The sequence below is a fragment of the Exiguobacterium sp. A1_3_1 genome (assembly GCF_048985645.1).
GTDB classification, from domain to species: domain Bacteria; phylum Bacillota; class Bacilli; order Exiguobacteriales; family Exiguobacteriaceae; genus Exiguobacterium_A; species Exiguobacterium_A indicum.
On record NZ_WBYY01000019.1, the window covers coordinates 1 to 15,055 of the forward strand.

Below are 15,055 nucleotides of genomic sequence, written 5' to 3' on the forward strand. Positions count from 1 at the left end.
GGAGATGTGTATAAGAGACAGGTGACGGAAGACATCTCGCATTTATAGAAAAAGGACTCTTGAATGAGAGATATAGAAAATCAAATCTTGGAAATCGGTAGAAAAAAGAGGATTCCGTCAAACGTCTCCTTTCGAAATCTGAAGTACGAATCAAGTACCTCACAGCGGAGAAAGCATTACTAAAAAAGCTCGAAGCTCTCGAAAAAGAGGCGAAGTACCGAAATTAACGCATCTGAGTGCTGTCAGGCAATCAATGTTATCTTACGAAATCAATCATCGGACCGGTTCGTGACGACAATCAGTAGGCAGAACGCTTACCGTAAAATCGCTAAGCGACATATAAACATAAGACCGCACCAAATCACTTGAATCATCTGTTTGATCAGTAGGAGCCTGGTAAGGTATTCGTCACAGAGATCACTTATCTCCGTATTGAATCTGGCCAAACTGTTTATCTCTCTTGTATAAAGGATATCGCTATAACGTAAAATTATGGCACATCATGTTTCTAACAGCATCTAGAACTTGTCTTTCATGCAACAGATAGATTTGCAGAAGGACCCCCCAAGGAATAAAAACTCGGAAACTTAGACTGACCTAGCAATATGAGACACATATAAAACAACTTGATTAGGCTGCCTGTACACCGTATTTTTTCGGTGTCAGGTAGGCTAATTTTTCTTGGATTCGTTCTTCGTTATAGTAATTTAAGTAATTAGTAACTCGTTCAGAGACCTCATGGTCTCTTAGTGAATTAAATTTGATGTACTGGAATTCCTCGGACTTTAAATTAGAGTGGAGCGATTCGATAACTGCGTTGTCCCAACAGTTTCCTCTACGAGACATGCTGCTTGTTAGGTGATTCCTCTTAACGAATTCTTGAAAGGCGTATGACGTATAAACACTTCCTTGCTCCGAATGAAGGATGACTTCTTCGGGGTAGTTTCAATTCTCAAGCGCTATCTTCAACGTGTCGATCACAAGATGAGTTTGTTGATGCTCGTATAACTTGAGACTTCCATCTTCGTTTCGGCTTGATCCGACATTGGAGATGGTGTTTTTGCATGATTTTCTGCACGGTATTCCGATTGGCTTTCAACTGATAAATTTGTTATAACAATGCCTTTATTTTTCGATGTCCATTCTGACACTTCGTCTGGTTACTTAGTCCAATGATGGCTTTTTCGAGCACCGAGGGTGCTTTCACAGATTCTTTAATCCAACGGTAATAGTTTGCTCTTGGTACATTCAAAACGCTAGGAATGGCGGTGATTGTATACTTTTCCCGAAGAAACTCTACAATTTTTAAGACTGCTTTTTTCTCAACTCTCTTTCGATCTCCATGTACTTTTTTAAGATCTCATTTTCCATCTTCAGATGTGACTTTGTCGTTCTCCCTTATCATCCTCACTCGCAGAATCTGGACCATGTCCATAGGTATATTGTTTATCGATCGGCTGATCAAATCGATAATGTTCGTTAGAGCATACCATTTCATCCATGTTTTGATTTGAGATTCATTTTTGATTCCGTACTTCTCCATGATCTCTTTCGTCGTTAACTTACCACTCAGCTTATCTTTGACTACTGCCCATTTCACTTCACTTGAATATACGTTTTTGCCCATGCAAAAACATCTCCGATGTTAGTACTTTTTAAAAGTGTACCACTCCGGAGGTGTTCTATATTGTCTCAAAATTTTAGATTAGTCCAACTATGATAAATTCTGATCAAGGTTTCTATGATACACATCCTGCTTATCAAACGCGCACCCGTGAAATGGGAATGCTTCAATCTATGTCTCGTAGAGGAAACTGCCTCGATCATATCCCGATTGAAACAATCTTTGGGTACTAAAAGATTATACCGATTATAAACTGGCCTCTGACCTCGACAAGGTTTGTGACATGGTCAAAGCCTAAATTAAAAATAGCGAACGAGGACAATGGACACACAAAAAATGACTCCGGTACAATACCGAAGTCATTTCATAATAATTCACAATATAAAGAATACTTTTGTTATTTGTGTAAAATCTAAAGCTAATTTCGCAATCCACAGTTTATTACTAAGGTTATATTTCAACTCTAATCAATTAGAAACTTTTAGTTATTTACCAAGAAAAAATCAAGACAAGGATAAACTTTTTATAAACTAGTCAATTCATCACAAGAAATAGATGACATAATAAATACGATAAATTTATACAATTAAAGAATTACTATTACAAATAGAACAATCCGTAGGAAAATGATTATTTGGTTTTATTTCTTTAATTGAATAATCACTAAAATTAACAAATAAAAATTTGTCTAGTAATAAACTTTTTTCAGGATTCGCTAAAAACTTTAATACCTCAAAGGAAAGTACACTTGAAATAAAATCACTCATACTTGAAATGGTACTCTCTTTATAGTGATTTTTTAAGGGTGTACCAATATCATCAAATTCATCTTTTAATTTTTTCTCATTGCAACTAAAGCACTTTGTAAATCCTGGAATTACCAGTGGATCAATTCTTCCTACGTGTCCAATATATCCTCCACCAAAAAATGTCGGGATGTTATTTTCAAATATGTATTTTTCAATTAAACTAGTTTTTATATCATCTGCACAATTTATAATCAAATCAACATCTTTTAAAATACTTAAGTCTTCTATTTTAGTAACATATTTATTTATTGCTAGTACATCGCTATCTTCAATTCTATCTTCTATGTGTTGTTTAACAACCTCTACTTTCAGTTTATTTATATGTTTCAAAGAAAACAAAGGTTGACGTGTTAAATTAGATTTTTCGACAATGTCATTATCAATCAGTACAAAATTTTTTATTCCATTAGAAACTAATTTACTGATGACACTAAAACCCATAGTTCCAGATCCAATAACACCAATTTTTTTATTCATAATATTTTCTTGAATTTTATATCTATTAATAGAATCAGTTTCAAAAATAGACAAAAGAGGAATAATTCTTCCGAAATCTTTCTCTAAATAGTCCGGCTTGTAGTAATCAGAACTAATAATTTCGATATAGTTCTCTGTTTTCAAAAAATTTATAATCTCGTCTGCCTCTTCAATATCATTAGGAAAATTCTCACTAATTTCTTGACGTAAAACGATTTCTTCACATAAAGATTCAATTTTTTTTAATATGAATATACCTAAATCGTTCATGTCGTACACTATTCCCTCAAAATTATCCTCCCATACACGTGAAAGGGTGGCTTTTTTGATTTCTTCATTCAAAAAAACTTTTACATAGGGTTTGAACTGTACAATACTCATTCTAATCCTCCTCAATTTAAATCTTTTTCAAAATAAAGAGGGACCTATGTAGGTCCCTTTGAAAATTAACTGAAAAAAATATTCCAATGACATTGAGCTAATAATTTTTTTCCGTTTGTAGCTTTCATTTTTTACATCCCCCTTACTTTTATGTATTTTAATTACAATAAAATAATACCATACATTTTTTAAATTGTAAACTTTTTATAAATTATTCTGATAATCAGTGATTTAAAAGCATTTCAAAATTATTTAATGTAAGCTCAAACTGCTTTAAAGCTGAAATAACTGGTGCTTTCGTTGTCATATCAACCCCTGCAGCTTTTAATACTTCGATTGGATAATCACTTGATCCCGCTTTTAAGAAATTGTTAATATATCGCTCTACAGCAGGTTGTCCTTCTTCTAGAATCTGATCCGTCAAAGCAGCGGCAGCAGAAATGCCCGTTGCATACTGATAGACATAATAATTGTAATAGAAGTGTGGAATCCGAGCCCATTCTAGACCGATTTCTTCATCTAATACAATTTCTTCTCCGAAGTATTTTTGATTCAACGCATAATACGTTGACGTTAGGAATTCCGGTGTCAGCGATTGTCCAAGACGAGCCGCATCATGAATTGCATGTTCGAACTCGGCGAACATCGTTTGTCGGAACAATGTTCCGCGGAATGTTTCGAGTTGATTGTTTAATAGATAGAGTTTTTCTTTACGATCCGTCACTTTCTTCAATAGATAGTCGTTCAACAATGCTTCATTCGTCGTTGAGGCGACTTCTGCGACGAAGATTGAATAATCACCATATGGATACGGTTGAGATTTCCGCGTGTAATAACTATGGACGGAATGTCCGAATTCATGTGCGAGTGTAAAGAGGTTGTTGATGTTGTCTTGCCAGTTCATCAAAATGAACGGCTGTGTATCATAAGCACCAGAAGAGTAGGCTCCGCTCCGTTTACCACGCGTCTCCCGGACATCAACCCAACGTTCAGACAATCCTTCTTCGAGAATGTGCTTGTACTCTGCTCCGAGCGGTGCGAGCCCTTCCACCATCAATTGTTTCGCTTCCTCGTAAGAGACTTTCATCTCCACCTCAGAAACGAGCGGTGTGTACATATCATACACGTGTAGTTCATCAAGTCCGAGCACTCGCTTACGTAGGGCAACATAACGATGAAGCAATGGTAAATGCTCATGTACCGCTTCAACTAATCCATCATAGACGGACTCAGGAATCGCATTACCGTGTAAAGCTGCTGCACGTGCCGATGGGAACTTCCGGACATCCGCATAGAAGTTGTCTTTCTTAACTGACCCCGCAAGTGTCGAAGCGAGCGTATTCGTGTATTTCGCATATGTTCCATACATCGCTTTAAATGCGGCTTCACGGACCGAACGATCAGATGACTCCAGGAATGTGATGAAGCGACCATGTGTCAACTCTGTCTCTTCTCCATCTTCCCCTTTGATTTTCGGGAATGTCAGATCTGCATTGTTCAACATACCGAACGTCGTACCGGATTGACCGAGTACTTCTCCTGCCTTTGCAAGAATCGCTTCTTCCGCTTCCGTCAGGACGTGTTCACGCTCTTGATTCAATTCATCAAAGGCATGACGATACATTGCAAGATCTGGATTCTCATTAAGATACGTCTCAATAGTTGACTCAGGTACAGCTAACAATTCTGGTGTCATGAAAGCAAGTGTTGCTCCGATTTGCGACGCGAGCGTCCGAGCACGGTCATTCATAGCTTGGTAGAAGCTGTCTGCTGTATTTTCGTCATAACGCATGTGCGCGTATGTATAAAGCTTATAAAGGCGTCTTGAGACTTCGTCGCGTAACTGTAACCCTTCATAGAGTGTTTCTGCACTCTGTCCAAGACGACCCTTATACTCGACGAGTAATGGAAGCATCGCTTTCACCGATTCGAATTCTTCTTCCCACGCTTCGTTCGTTGCGTAAATCGACTCTAGATTCCATGTTTCTGTAACGTCAACATCTTGACGTGTTAATACTTCTGCCATTTCCCTCACTCCTTTAATTCAGTTATACCTGTTTTCTTTTCGACAAACAATCGAAGTGCTCCTGCTAAAACAGCTTATTCGCCTCCTCGATCCGTTCCATCCATTCTCCGACGAGAGCATCAATCAAATCTCTTTCAATCGATAGATTCAATTGGTAAAGCAGTTGATTTATGGCATGTTCTATATGGATTGAAGTATATCTCCCTTTTAGCTTTAAAAAGACTGCGATTTGAAATTCAAAGGGATGGACAGGGAGAAATAATAGACGTGTGATCGGAAGAAACACAAATGAGGGAAGGTTTTGTAGATGGAGACCTGCTTGATACAGTGGGGTCTTGAGAATGCGTGGAGGTAATGAAGGATAAAAAGGACGTCTCCGATAGCGATGAACGATCCCTTGCCATCGAGCGATTGAAAATTTCCGAGGAAATGATGAAGGCTCTGTCGAGAGAAAATCAGATAACGAGAGCGATTGAACCGTGCAATAGGCATGGTGTTTTGCAAAAGGAACTGGATGTCGAAATCTCCGGATTTGATTCTCGACGATCAGATCCAAATAATCATTTTGTAAAAATGCTTGTCGCATCCAACCCTGCAATCGCAACGTGACACCATGTGAAGGATGAAATCCGATCCACCGAACCGTTTGTTCTTGTTTCGCATCAAGTAATGCTCGTCTCATCCATTCCTCTGCCGACATCGGAGAACGTTGAATCTCAATTCCAAGTTTCTGTTCTGGTATCCACAGGTCAAAACGTCTCTCTCCAGTCACCCATTCAATTTCGACTTGGATACCTGCATTTATTAAAGAATCGGCAATGCGCTTTTTCCAGGACATATGCACACTACTTTCTCCTGAACAAGCTGAGATATGTGCAAAATGTGGTCGTCGTCCTTGCCTGACGCGCAAGGGCTTCAGGCAATACGGACAACGTAAGGACATCGCTTTTAATTCATGGATGGGAAATCTGTGAATCATGATGCGTTTACCAGAAGCATCAATGGCTTCAAACATCTGAATCGTCCCCTTTTTCTAGAGTAACGGTGAGAATAAACGTGAAATCGATTCAATCAATCGACGGCGTAATGGACGCCGATGGAACATATCAGCATCAACTTGTGTCGAATGGCTAAAATCTTCATAAAAATCACGTGTTAGTTCATGGACAGAGTTCGTTCCATATAAGAAAGCATTCACTTCGAAATTCAAATGAAAACTACGTAAATCCATGTTCGCTGTCCCAATCGTTGCGATGGCGTCGTCCACAACGATGACTTTCGAGTGCATGAATCCTTTATTGTACTCGTAAATTTTCACACCAGCTCGTAGCAAGTCATCAAAATAAGAACGGCTCGCAAAAAATACGATTTTATGGTCTGGAAAGCTCGGTAGCAAAATACGGACATCAATCCCTGCCATAGCAGCTGTCTTCAGTGCTGTCATCAGGTCTTCATCCGGTATCAAATACGGAGAAGCAATATAGACTGATTCACGCGCTTCCGTGATGAGCCCGAAGTAAAGTGATTTCATTGCCTCATGTGGCTCATCAGGACCGCTCGCAATGATTTGAACACCCCCTGTTGCTTCTTCAACGTACTCAAGTGGCTCCATGTAAAACGGTGTAAACAGCCGTTCACCTGTCATGTAATACCAGTCTTGGAGAAAAATCAGTTGGAGTTCAGAGACAGCCTCTCCCCTTACGAGAAGATGGGTATCACGCCAAAAACCAAAATGTTGATCGCGACCGATATACTCATCCCCAATGTTGATTCCGCCTGTAAATGCAACCGTTCCATCGATGACGACAATTTTCCGATGATTCCGGTAGTTCGATTTACTCGAAATAAACGGTAAGACGACAGGGAAAAACGCGCGAACCTCAACGCCAGCCGCCTGCATCTTCTTGAAATAATGCTTATCCGTCGAAAAACATCCGACGGCATCATAAAGAAAACGGACCTCGATTCCTTGCTCGGCCTTTTCAATCAACGCTTCCTGTAACTGAAGCGCAAGTTGATCATCCCGTACGATATAGTACTCCAAATGAATATGATGCTGTGCTTGACGAATCTCTTCTAAAAGAATCGGAAACTTTTCCTGACCATTCGTCAAGATTCTTGTATGTGTATTATACGAAATCGGAAGACGACTGATTGAATCGATAAGTGTCACAACTTTTCCATAACGCCCTTCTTGGAACACTGATTGGTGTACCCCTGCCTTAAACTGGGTACGATATTTAATGTAAGACTCCTCATCAAGCATTGCCTTCAGTCGAAACATTCGTTTTCGGCGGTAGTTCTGACCAAATGTGAAATACACGAATACGCCAACGACAGGCAATGCCATCATGACGAGTGCCCAGACGAGCGTTCGTTCTGGGTTCCGATTTTCGAGTAGAATGATGACGAACACGCTCATGACGACCAAAATGATGACGATGGACAGCCAACCTACCATGTAGACACTCCAATAGTAGGATAAAAAGGCAATCAAGCCGATGGTCAAGATGAGGGTCATGAGAAGTTGTACACGTCGTAGCATGAGTCCCCCTCCTTTTATGTAAGTAGTACAAATCGTATTTAAACTGATGACAGAAAGGAAGCGTTTAAATGGGTACGTATATCATTACTGGTGCAACAAGTGGAATTGGTGAGGCAACTGCGCTTCAACTCATCCGGGAGGGACATACTGTCCTTGCGATTGGTCGTAATGAAGAAAAAGGATCCTCGCTTGAATCAAATGGAGAAGGACGTTTATATTTCTTCCCTGTCGACTTAACTGATTCCTCTGCAATCGATGCGTTCTTTGAAGAAACACAAGAAGATTTCCCAGAAATCGATGGTATTTTCAATAATGCAGGTACTTTCGGTAAACCCGTTGCACCTGAACGTGTCTCCGATCAACAAAAAGAAGTATTTCAAGTGAACTATCACGCACCCGAACGAATCATCCAGCTTGCGACGAAACGCTTTTCAAAAGGTGCTTCCATCGTCAATAATAGCGCCATCGTTGGTCATGTTAAGTTTCCAGCAATGCTATTGCCTTACGCTTCGTCTAAGAGTGCTTTACTGACGCTAACAAAGACATACGCCGCCCGCTTCCATGGTAAGTACCGATTTAATGCGATTTGTCCGGGACCAGTCGATACAGCGCTCAGTCATGCGTTATATGGCGGGAAAGATAAATTTGACCTCGCAATGAAACATCACCTTCGAGGTGAGCCTGCACAACCTTCTGAAATCGCTGAGGTCGTTTGTTTCTTATTATCAAACAAAGCGAGTTACATCAACGGTCAAGCGCTCATCGTAGATGGAGGCTATACACTCACTTAATACCAGAACAAAAGGAGGTATCACGATATGTGATCCTCCTTTTCCTCGCACTTTTTCTGACCTTAGTTCGGAAAATGTTTCCGAATGAACGGAAAGACATCTGAAGCAATGATCTGTTTCCCGTATTCAGCTACAGGATGTATTGTTTGTTCGCTGAACTGGAGATACTCTGCGATTAAACTCATGACGTTTTCTTGCGCTTCTACGTTCACATCATCTTCGAAATGAACATGCAGTAAATAGAGCCCATCTTTTTGATAAAGCGCTGTTTCAAGTTCTGCGAATACAGGAGCATTCGCATATTGACTGAGCGCGATGATATGTTCGAAATCGCGAGTTTCAAATAAAACATCTTGGCTTAACTCTGTATCTTTATCTTCTGTCTCAGACATCGCTGATCGTAAAAGTGAATCGAGTTCGTCTTCATCGACTTGCTCGCCATCAACTGCATTTTTCGCGATCGTTACAGTGACTTCAAGACCTTTTTCAAATGCTTGCACTTGTATCCACAGTGGACCTTCGAAGGAGATGGACTCTTTTTCATTCGCTTCGTCCATCATCTGCCAGAATAACTGTTCTCCCCGTTCCCGGTTATACCAAATCTCATCTCGGGCAAAACCACGGCGTTCGATGTCGGTGTACGTGATGAAGAACTTGACCGTATTGTCATTGACGCGTTCGATTTTCAAACTGTCCACTCCTTTCTTCTCGTTCCTTATCTAGAATACGAACGAGGACATAACTTGGATTCATGGTTTTGAATCCGAAGGATATATTTCTATTCCTTTGTTATCTTTATTTTAACCTTTTTTATCGGTAACAAAAAGCACACTGCTCACGAAGCAGCGTGCTTTTTGAAATTACTCGTTGACAAGACGCTGAGCTTCCAAAAGTTGGAACGTACGCACCTTGCGAGGTAAGAATCGACGAATTTCATCCTCGTTGTATCCCACTTGAAGGCGTTTTTCATCAATCAAGATTGGGCGACGCAATAATCCCGGGTATTCTTGAATCAAATCGTATAGATGTTGCAACGATAAGTTTTCAACGGAAACATCGAGTTTCGAGAAGACTTTTGAACGTGTTGAGATAATCTCGTCCGTTCCATCTTCCGTCATACGAAGAATCTGTTTGATTTCATCGAGCGATAATGGTTCAGAAAAGATATTACGTTCTACGAACGGGATTTCATGTTCTTCAAGCCACGCGCGTGCTTTCCGACAAGAAGTACAACTTGGTGAAGTATAGAGTGTTACCATTGAAAAACATCCTCCCCCTGATTTAACATCATTCAACACCTATGTGAATAAGCAGATATTGATGATGGTTCTATTACTTGACAGTTTACATCTAATAAAGCAGAAAACCTAGCTTTTTTCTAAAGATGAAAGAACTTTTCGTAAAAAAGCTTGTTAAAGCCACCACGTGGCTTTAACAAGCTGGCGTGTGATCAAATGGCTGAGAAATCGTCTCTTTTGCTTTAGGAAGTTTCATTTCTTTCAGTTTTTTCTCTAAAATATCCCGCAAAAGGCGCTTCTTCAGCTTTTTCTTCTTGTCACGTTCTTTCATATTCCGACACCCCATTCGGCCCGAAACAGAACTAACAACCATACGAAAGCGAATAAATCATCTTCTACACTAGTAAGTATACCACGTATCTCAAAAATCTATTCCTACTTTAAGCAATTAAATATGTGAGATTGTCGATTGATAAATGAAAAACAGTTGCAATTTCTTTCAAATTTCTGTAGAGTATATAGAAATATCAACGCTCAGAAAGGAGTTTTTCATTCATGGCATTAACACTTGTTACGATTCTCGATCATCCGATCGCTCAAAAATATTTATCTCGTTCTGGCTTGAATCATGCGATTTCAGTAGCGGAACGCGCACTGACACTCGCTACGAAACGTGGTTTAGATGCTGACACTGCTACGAAGGCAGCACTCTTACATGATATTGGTCATTACGAATGGTATACCGACGGCACTTGGAACTATGATTTATATCGCCAAAATGATATTCATGCCATTAAAGGAGCTGAACGTGCTCATAAACTATTGATTCGCCTTGGTGAAGAACCAGCACGCGCAAAAGAAATTGCTCTCGCTGTTCTTTTGCATACGGATTCCTATCTCCCACCAGGTGCGATCAACCGAACACCTCTTCAACAACTTGTTCATGATGCGGATACGCTGGAAGAACAGCCGGGCGGACTCCATCATTACGAAAAAATTGACTTTGAAGAAGCCATGCGTCGTCTTGATGCGATCGATTCAGTCGTCCACCGATTTGCTCATCTACCGCGTATCGCATCAGAAAATTAAAAAGGCATTTCCACGATCAACGTGGAAATGCCTTTTATTTTAAAAAATTATACGAGTTGCGCTTGATACGCTTCAAGTTCTGCATCCGTCATCGAAACGAAGTGACCTGGCTCGATTTCACGAAGTGGTGGAATGCTCGAATCTTCATCCGATTTACCAACCGGTCCACTCGTCGGACGATCAAAGATAATCCGTTTACGTGTCCGCTCGTGCTCTGGATCCGGAAGCGGAATCGCTGATAGAAGTGACTTCGTATACGCATGAACTGGATTCTCATACAGACGATCTGCATCACACAATTCAACGAGGTGACCCTGATACATAACACCGATCCGGTCTGAGATATACTTGACCATCGATAAATCGTGGGCGATGAACAAGTATGTCAAACTGCGATCCCGTTGTAGTTTTTTCATCAAGTTGACGACTTGGGCTTGAATCGATACATCGAGTGCTGAAATCGGCTCATCCGCAATGATGAAGTCCGGCTCTACAGCAAGTGCGCGTGCGATCCCAATCCGCTGACGCTGACCACCTGAAAACTCATGCGGGTAACGACTCGCGTGTTCTTTCGTTAAACCAACAGTCTCAAGTAAATCATACACACGGTTATTACGCTCCTCTTTCGAGTTCGCTAAGCCATGGATATCGATACCTTCAGCGATGATATCACCGACTGTCATACGTGGATTTAAAGAGGCATATGGATCTTGGAAGATCATTTGCATCGCACGGTTAAACTTCAGTTTCTCTTTACGCGATTTTTTCGCGTGTACGTTTTCACCTTTGAACATGACTTCGCCGTCTGTCGCATCATACAAGCCGATGATCGAACGACCAGTTGTCGATTTACCGCAGCCTGACTCCCCTACAAGACCGAGCACTTCTCCTTCATAGATATCAAACGAGAGACCATCGACTGCTTTAACGACACGACCGCGACCAATATTAAAGTGTTGTTTTAAGTTTTTTACTTCAAGTAGTTTCTTACGGTTTTCCATTACTTCAGACCGCCTTTCAGAAGCGATTTTGAGAACACGCTGTCCGGACGGTATTTTAATGCCAAGTCACGGATTGCTGCAGGTGGTTCAACATAAGGTGCTTGTGGATGGAGCAACCACGTCGCCGCTTCGTGTGTATCTGAGATTTTGAAGAAAGGTGGTTCTTTCTCGAAATCAATCTTCATCGCGTATTTATTACGCGGTGCAAACGCATCACCTACTGGTGGGTGCATCAAGTTCGGTGGCGTTCCAGGAATTGCTGGAAGATCTTGCGAACGGTCATCAGATGGACGTGGCATCGAACCAAGTAGTCCCCATGTGTATGGATGACGTGGCTCATAGAAGATCTCATCTACCGTTCCTTTTTCAATCAATTTACCAGCATACATGACGGCTACACGGTCAGCCATGTTCGCTACGACACCTAAATCGTGTGTAATGAAGATAATCGCTGTACCCGTTTTTTGCTGGATGTCTTTCAATAACTCAAGAATCTGAGCTTGAATCGTAACATCGAGTGCAGTTGTCGGCTCATCCGCAATCAATACTTTCGGGTTACAAGCAAGTGCGATCGCGATGACAATCCGTTGACGCATCCCACCTGATAATTGGTGTGGGTATTGTTTCAGACGCGCTTCTGGGTTTGGAATCCCTACGAGTGTCAAAAGTTCGAGTGTACGTTTCTTCGCTGCGTCACCCGTTAAACCTTGGTGACGTTTTAAGCCTTCAGCGATTTGTTTATAGATTGTCATCGTCGGGTTAAGTGATGTCATTGGATCCTGGAAGATCATTGCGATATCACGACCACGGACTTTTTGCATCTCTTTATCCGAAAGTTTAACTAAGTCACGACCTTCGAATAAAATCTCGCCTTTCGTGATTTCACCTGGTGGGTTTGGAATCAAACGCATGATTGCTTTTGAAGTAACTGACTTACCAGAACCAGACTCACCAACGATTGCGAGTGTCTCGCCTTTTTTCAAATCAAACGATACACCGCGGACGGCTTGAACCGTCCCGGCATACGTATGGAAAGCGACATTCAGGTCGCGAACAGATAAAATAGTTTCCATTGTGAATGAGCTCCTCTCTAGTTTCCGTTAGCGTCGTAAACGTGGGTCGAACGCATCACGTAATCCATCTGCCAACATGTTGAAGCTGATCATGAGGAGTACGATGACCGTCGATGGAACAACGAGCAAGTAAGGGAACGTTTTGAGTTCTTTATACCCTTCGTTGATCAAAGTACCAAGTGACGGTTGTGGTGGTGCAAGTCCTAAACCGATGAAGCTTAAGAATGCTTCAAAGAAAATTGCACTTGGAATCGTGAACATGAGTGAGATGATGATCGTTCCCAAGGTATTTGGAATCAAATGTTTGAAGATCAATCGAGTGCTAGAAGCACCAAGTGTCCGTGCTGCAAGAACGAACTCTTGGTTCTTTAGTTTCAAAATTTGACCACGAACAAGTCGACTCATCCCAATCCATCCGGTAATCGTCATCGCAAGGATAATCGTCGTAATCCCTGGTTCAAGAATTAAGATGAACAAGATAATTAAGATCAAGTTCGGTACACCTGTCAAAATTTCAGCAATCCGTTGCATGATGTTATCGACACGTCCACCATAGTAAGCAGAGATACCACCGTATGTGACACCTACGAGAACGTCAATGACTGCTGCCATTAAACCGATGAATAAGGAAATCTTGGTACCTTCCCATACACGTGACCAAAGATCACGACCAAGGTGATCCGTACCGAACCAGAAGTTCTCTGTCACCTGTTTTTGTTTATAAAAATCAATCGGTGTTTCACCAAGTGTTGCCATACCATCAAAACCAGCCCACTCTAACCCTGAAACTTTAGGCGGAAGTTTAGCCTGTGTGATTGTTTGGGTATAAGGATCATTACCAGAAAGTGAAGAACCCACTAGTGACATGATTGCGATGATTACGATAACCGCTAACGATAGGATCGCCGCTTTGTTCTTACGCAGACGCATCCATGCATCTTGCCAGAAGTTTAAGCTTTTACCAGCAAGGCGTTCTCCTGCCTGTTCATTGAACTCAACGTGTTGGAACAGTGATGAATCAAACTGTTCTGATTTTGCATTTGAATTTTGTTCAGCCATTATTTGTTACCCCCCAAACGAATCCGTGGATCAACGACACCGTATAGTAAATCGACGATTAAGATCATGAGAATGAAGACTGCCGAGAAGAATAACGTCGTTCCCATGATAACCGTGTAGTCATTTTGTGTGATCGATGATACGAATAACTCACCCAGTCCTGGTACCGCAAAGATTTTTTCAATGACAAGCGTACCCGTGATTAGCGCAGCTGTCATCGGTCCAAGAATCGTGATTGCTGGAATCAAGGCATTCCGAACCATGTGTTTCCAAGTAATCGCTTGACCATCTAGGCCTTTTGCTTTAGCTAACGTGACGTAATCCTGACCTGTAACTTCCAACATTTCTGTCCGGACGAATCGAGCAATTGAGGCCGTGACCCCAAGTGATAACGATATGGTCGGTAAAATGGTATGCGCCGGGCTTTCCCAGAACGCGACTGGCAAAACGCCCCATTTCACGCCGACATAGTACTGAAGGAGTGAGGCGAATACGAAGGAAGGTACTGAGATCCCGATAACCGATACGAACATCGCACCATAATCAATCACTGTGTTGTGACGAAGCGCCGCGATAACACCAAGTACAAGCCCTAGTAGGACGCCAAGAATCAACGCTTGAACTCCAAGTTGAGCCGATGGTCCAATTCGTTCAGAGATCAGATCCGTTACCGGACGGCTATCATACTTAAATGAAATACCAAGATCTCCTTGGAACAAGTTGACCATGTACGCTGCGTAGCGTTGCGGAAGTGGATCATTCAAGTTGTACTTATCCCGAAGGATGTTCAACTGTTCAGGAGAAAGTTTCTCCTGGTTTTGGAACGGTGAACCTGGTAGCAGATCCATCAAGAAAAAAGTGAACGAAGCGATGAGTAAAAACGTCATTACGCCGTAGATCAGGCGTTGAGCTAAATAACGGCCCATAAGATGGCACCCCCTA

The 15,055-nt window shown here is 41.4% G+C and carries 15 protein-coding genes; 2 read left to right on the forward strand and 13 right to left on the reverse strand.

From position 1 onward, the window contains the following. Positions 1–630: 630 nt before the first annotated feature. From F8N00_RS03505 to cls, 6 genes are all read right to left on the reverse strand, one after another. On the reverse strand, positions 631–846 hold the full coding sequence (locus F8N00_RS03505; protein ID WP_421017783.1) for an IS3 family transposase: 216 nt from the start codon (positions 844–846) through the stop codon (positions 631–633). A gap of 514 nt (positions 847–1,360) precedes the next feature. Beyond that, entirely contained in the window at positions 1,361–1,627 is a 267-nt protein-coding gene (locus F8N00_RS03510) for a helix-turn-helix domain-containing protein (RefSeq protein WP_421017784.1), read from the reverse strand. 575 nt (positions 1,628–2,202) lie between these two features. Continuing rightward, complete coding sequence (locus F8N00_RS03515; RefSeq protein ID WP_421017785.1) at positions 2,203–3,291, reverse strand: ThiF family adenylyltransferase; 1,089 nt, start codon at positions 3,289–3,291, stop codon at positions 2,203–2,205. Between the two features lie 223 nt (positions 3,292–3,514). Further along, the gene (pepF, locus tag F8N00_RS03520; RefSeq protein ID WP_421017786.1) at positions 3,515–5,317 is read right to left on the reverse strand and encodes an oligoendopeptidase F; all 1,803 of its coding nucleotides are present in this window, start codon (positions 5,315–5,317) and stop codon (positions 3,515–3,517) included. A gap of 64 nt (positions 5,318–5,381) precedes the next feature. Then, the gene (locus F8N00_RS03525) at positions 5,382–6,332 is read right to left on the reverse strand and encodes a competence protein CoiA family protein (RefSeq protein ID WP_421017787.1); all 951 of its coding nucleotides are present in this window, start codon (positions 6,330–6,332) and stop codon (positions 5,382–5,384) included. Positions 6,333–6,350: 18 nt separating this feature from the next. Further along, entirely contained in the window at positions 6,351–7,862 is a 1,512-nt protein-coding gene (gene cls / locus F8N00_RS03530; RefSeq protein ID WP_023468887.1) for a cardiolipin synthase, read from the reverse strand. A 68-nt stretch (positions 7,863–7,930) separates the two neighbouring features. Between cls and F8N00_RS03535 the strand changes: the two genes are divergently transcribed. Next, positions 7,931–8,653, forward strand: coding sequence for an SDR family NAD(P)-dependent oxidoreductase (locus F8N00_RS03535; protein WP_174316456.1), 723 nt, complete (start codon positions 7,931–7,933; stop codon positions 8,651–8,653). A 62-nt stretch (positions 8,654–8,715) separates the two neighbouring features. On the opposite strand, the gene mecA is transcribed toward F8N00_RS03535, so the two are convergent. From mecA to F8N00_RS03550, 3 genes are all read right to left on the reverse strand, one after another. Continuing rightward, complete coding sequence (gene mecA / locus F8N00_RS03540; protein WP_023468889.1) at positions 8,716–9,342, reverse strand: adaptor protein MecA; 627 nt, start codon at positions 9,340–9,342, stop codon at positions 8,716–8,718. 171 nt (positions 9,343–9,513) lie between these two features. Beyond that, complete coding sequence (gene spxA / locus F8N00_RS03545; protein WP_012370920.1) at positions 9,514–9,912, reverse strand: transcriptional regulator SpxA; 399 nt, start codon at positions 9,910–9,912, stop codon at positions 9,514–9,516. Positions 9,913–10,084: 172 nt separating this feature from the next. Continuing rightward, positions 10,085–10,222 (reverse strand): hypothetical protein, encoded by a 138-nt coding sequence (locus F8N00_RS03550; RefSeq protein ID WP_023468890.1) that lies wholly within the window; start codon positions 10,220–10,222, stop codon positions 10,085–10,087. A gap of 224 nt (positions 10,223–10,446) precedes the next feature. Between F8N00_RS03550 and F8N00_RS03555 the strand changes: the two genes are divergently transcribed. After that, complete coding sequence (locus tag F8N00_RS03555; RefSeq protein WP_023468891.1) at positions 10,447–10,980, forward strand: HD domain-containing protein; 534 nt, start codon at positions 10,447–10,449, stop codon at positions 10,978–10,980. 47 nt (positions 10,981–11,027) lie between these two features. Here F8N00_RS03555 and F8N00_RS03560 read toward each other — a convergent pair whose 3' ends face one another. From F8N00_RS03560 to opp3b, 4 genes are read right to left on the reverse strand one after another with little or no spacing between them, the layout of a single operon-like run. Further along, the gene (locus F8N00_RS03560; protein ID WP_023468892.1) at positions 11,028–11,981 is read right to left on the reverse strand and encodes an ABC transporter ATP-binding protein; all 954 of its coding nucleotides are present in this window, start codon (positions 11,979–11,981) and stop codon (positions 11,028–11,030) included. Beyond that, on the reverse strand, positions 11,981–13,054 hold the full coding sequence (locus F8N00_RS03565) for an ABC transporter ATP-binding protein (protein ID WP_023468893.1): 1,074 nt from the start codon (positions 13,052–13,054) through the stop codon (positions 11,981–11,983). Before F8N00_RS03565 ends, F8N00_RS03560 begins: the two co-directional genes overlap by 1 nt. 27 nt (positions 13,055–13,081) lie before the next feature. After that, on the reverse strand, positions 13,082–14,113 hold the full coding sequence (gene opp3C / locus F8N00_RS03570; protein ID WP_336448974.1) for an oligopeptide ABC transporter permease: 1,032 nt from the start codon (positions 14,111–14,113) through the stop codon (positions 13,082–13,084). Further along, a complete protein-coding gene (gene opp3b, locus F8N00_RS03575) occupies positions 14,113–15,039 on the reverse strand; it encodes an oligopeptide ABC transporter permease (RefSeq protein WP_023468895.1) in 927 nt (308 codons plus the stop codon). The genes opp3C and opp3b overlap by 1 nt, the downstream gene beginning before the upstream one ends. Positions 15,040–15,055 lie beyond the last annotated feature (16 nt).

Bases quoted from the DNA above. Each gene is read 5' to 3' on its own strand.
- F8N00_RS03505 (WP_421017783.1), bottom strand. From the start codon at position 846: ATGTCTCGTAGAGGAAACTGTTGGGACAACGCAGTTATCGAATCGCTC.
- F8N00_RS03510 (WP_421017784.1), bottom strand. From the start codon at position 1,627: ATGGGCAAAAACGTATATTCAAGTGAAGTGAAATGGGCAGTAGTCAAA.
- F8N00_RS03515 (WP_421017785.1), bottom strand. From the start codon at position 3,291: ATGAGTATTGTACAGTTCAAACCCTATGTAAAAGTTTTTTTGAATGAA.
- pepF (WP_421017786.1), bottom strand. From the start codon at position 5,317: ATGGCAGAAGTATTAACACGTCAAGATGTTGACGTTACAGAAACATGG.
- F8N00_RS03525 (WP_421017787.1), bottom strand. From the start codon at position 6,332: ATGTTTGAAGCCATTGATGCTTCTGGTAAACGCATCATGATTCACAGA.
- cls (WP_023468887.1), bottom strand. From the start codon at position 7,862: ATGCTACGACGTGTACAACTTCTCATGACCCTCATCTTGACCATCGGC.
- F8N00_RS03535 (WP_174316456.1), top strand. From the start codon at position 7,931: ATGGGTACGTATATCATTACTGGTGCAACAAGTGGAATTGGTGAGGCA.
- spxA (WP_012370920.1), bottom strand. From the start codon at position 9,912: ATGGTAACACTCTATACTTCACCAAGTTGTACTTCTTGTCGGAAAGCA.
- F8N00_RS03550 (WP_023468890.1), bottom strand. From the start codon at position 10,222: ATGAAAGAACGTGACAAGAAGAAAAAGCTGAAGAAGCGCCTTTTGCGG.
- F8N00_RS03555 (WP_023468891.1), top strand. From the start codon at position 10,447: ATGGCATTAACACTTGTTACGATTCTCGATCATCCGATCGCTCAAAAA.
- F8N00_RS03560 (WP_023468892.1), bottom strand. From the start codon at position 11,981: ATGGAAAACCGTAAGAAACTACTTGAAGTAAAAAACTTAAAACAACAC.
- F8N00_RS03565 (WP_023468893.1), bottom strand. From the start codon at position 13,054: ATGGAAACTATTTTATCTGTTCGCGACCTGAATGTCGCTTTCCATACG.
- opp3C (WP_336448974.1), bottom strand. From the start codon at position 14,113: ATGGCTGAACAAAATTCAAATGCAAAATCAGAACAGTTTGATTCATCA.
- opp3b (WP_023468895.1), bottom strand. From the start codon at position 15,039: ATGGGCCGTTATTTAGCTCAACGCCTGATCTACGGCGTAATGACGTTT.